The organism is Microbacterium sp. UBA3394, from assembly GCF_002358725.1.
GTDB lineage: Bacteria > Actinomycetota > Actinomycetes > Actinomycetales > Microbacteriaceae > Microbacterium > Microbacterium luteum.
This window is the reverse complement of sequence record NZ_DEPK01000074.1, coordinates 7,343-7,854: the sequence shown is the minus strand read 5'-3', so window position 1 is coordinate 7,854 and position 512 is coordinate 7,343. Positions and strand designations below refer to the sequence as shown.

At 70.1% G+C, this 512-nt stretch carries 1 protein-coding gene; it reads right to left on the bottom strand.

What is annotated here, in order from left to right:
* Positions 1-512, bottom strand: a 512-nt coding sequence (locus B4E30_RS04330; protein WP_286793650.1) for an SDR family NAD(P)-dependent oxidoreductase, incomplete at both ends; no start/stop codon positions are given.

Genomic DNA, 512 nt, shown 5'->3' with positions numbered 1-512 from the left:
GACAGTCCGGCGTTGTTGACCACGAGGTCGACGCCGCCGAAGGCGAGCACCGCTTCGTCGAACGCGGCCTGGATCGCGTCGGCCTCGGCGACGTTGGCGGCCACGCCGATCGCGACGTCCGTGCCACCGAGTTCCGCCGCGGCGGCCTGCGCCTTCTCGAGGTCGAGATCGGCGACGATCACGCACGCGCCTTCGGCGGCCAGACGGGTCGCGATGGCCTTGCCGATGCCGGATGCGGCGCCGGTGACGAACGCGACCCGGCCCTGGTGGCTCTTGGGCTTCGGCATGCGCTGCAGCTTGGCCTCTTCGAGGGCCCAGTACTCGATCCGGAACTTCTCCGCATCCGAGATCGGCGAGTAGGTCGACAGGGCCTCGGCGCCGCGCATCACGTTGATGGCGTTGATGTAGAACTCGCCCGCGACGCGCGCGGTCTGCTTGTTCGCGCCGAAGGAGAACATCCCGACGCCCGGAACGAGCACGATGAGCGGGTCGGCGCCGCGGATCGCGGGGGA